A 1,621-nucleotide genomic window follows, 5' to 3' on the forward strand; every position below is an offset into this window, starting at 1 on the left:
AGCATCGGCTGAAGGCAGATGCCAGGCAAAAGTTGACTGGTACGTCCGGCGCATTCTCGGGCCCAGCCCAGCACTCAACTGAGCAATATCGAGCAAAAGAGGTCCCACTTAGCCGAAGGCTCTCAGCTCGCGCGACTTTGGTTAAGCATCTGTTCCCATGGTATAAATAATCTAAGTGGGACCTCGGCTGCGAAGTGGGCGTTGGCCGCGGTGTCGGTGCTGTGGTTCTCGTCGATGTGGATGCGCTGGCGCCGGGAGAAGCTCTCTGCGATCACTGCCTTCGCGGCGTCATAGTGCCAGGGCCCGCGACCGTCGCGCGCCTGGACCCAGCCCTTGGGCACGAGGTGAACCCACTCCGGCACGGTCTGGCCGTTTGCCGGAGCCGGGAGCAGGATTGTGGAGAGGGAGACGAGGGCGGTGTTCATGCAGCGATCTTTGCCCCGCGAGGCAGATCGCAAACATGTCCAACTAGTTGTCAGGGGGAGTGACGCGGCTGCAAACTAAGACTGCCGCACCCCGCGGGCGACGGTCAAGTGCACGATGTTCGTCGCCGGCGGCTGTTTGCGAAGGTTTGGGTGTAGGTTCAACGTGAGGGAGGGACGGAGCTGACGTACGTTTCACCTGCACCCTGAAATCCTCTGAACGAGGGCTTTGCGCAGAAAGCCGACGTCGCACCGCTGGGTTAATTTCTCGGAAGCTGTCGTTCAGGCTGAGCGCAGCGATCGGCCCCTACGAGCCCAGAGTGACTGATGCTGCGCGGCGCACAAAAGTCTGCTATGATGGAAAAATCGAGAAACTGTCTTTTTTCGTGGTTGGCAGTAGAAATTTCCAAGGGGTCGAGAATGCACGAACCGAAGGGTCGTCTGACCGACATATTCAGCCTTCCCAACGATGGTTCTGGGCAACCTCAGTCGGTTCTTATGCTTGATCAACTTACCCACGTTCCCGTGATTGGGGATGTGCTTCAGGTGGCAGATCGCAACTTGTCGATTGCACAAGTTGATAGACAGTGGATGCGAAGCTGCCTTACAGGCTGGCCGCTGATTGGCCTTGGCAGTATCGCAGTATTGGTCAACGAGCCAACGGAGGGATTGAAACCCTTAGCAAGGAATCCAAACCGTCTTTGGGTAACTTGGAAACCAAAAGCGGATTTGCCATGGCATTTTGAGACTGACGACCTCCCCAAGTTCATCCGACTGAATGAAGACTGGAACGCTCATCCGAATGATGTGGGTCTCAGGCTTGAAGAGCGCGGAGATGAGTTGATTGCCCGCATGAAACCAAATCCTTACGCCTATCGCCAATATGAGAATATCCCTGAAATCGCTGTCAGCTTCGTAAACTGCTCCAAATATCGCGTGACTTCAGTAAACGACGAAGGCTGGTATTCAGGCCAGTGCCGCTTCAGTGGTCTTGCGCCAGAATGGGGTGAGTTCTACGAAATATCAGGCAACGTCCAAGACAACATGAACGCTACGCCTTGGATTAAGATGGAAGGCGTCGGAGCAAAGCATTTTCATTTTTATTTGAAAGATGAAACCCTCGAAATCAAAGCACAAGATTGGGTGTTGAAGCCGGCTCTGTTGCACAAATCGCGTGAGGTATTCATCTCGTGAATCCA

General features: G+C 54.7%; 2 protein-coding genes. One reads left to right on the forward strand and one right to left on the reverse strand.

Annotation, left to right across the window (positions count from 1 at the left end):
• Positions 1 to 122 precede the first annotated feature (122 nt).
• Positions 123 to 425, reverse strand: a complete 303-nt coding sequence (locus tag BLQ77_RS28050) for a phage protease (protein ID WP_089964324.1) — start codon at positions 423 to 425, stop codon at positions 123 to 125.
• Positions 426 to 749: 324 nt separating this feature from the next.
• Between BLQ77_RS28050 and BLQ77_RS28595 the strand changes: the two genes are divergently transcribed.
• A complete protein-coding gene (locus BLQ77_RS28595) occupies positions 750 to 1,616 on the forward strand; it encodes a hypothetical protein (protein ID WP_131822102.1) in 867 nt (288 codons plus the stop codon).
• Positions 1,617 to 1,621 lie beyond the last annotated feature (5 nt).

This window comes from Salipiger thiooxidans, assembly GCF_900102075.1.
Lineage (GTDB): Bacteria > Pseudomonadota > Alphaproteobacteria > Rhodobacterales > Rhodobacteraceae > Salipiger > Salipiger thiooxidans.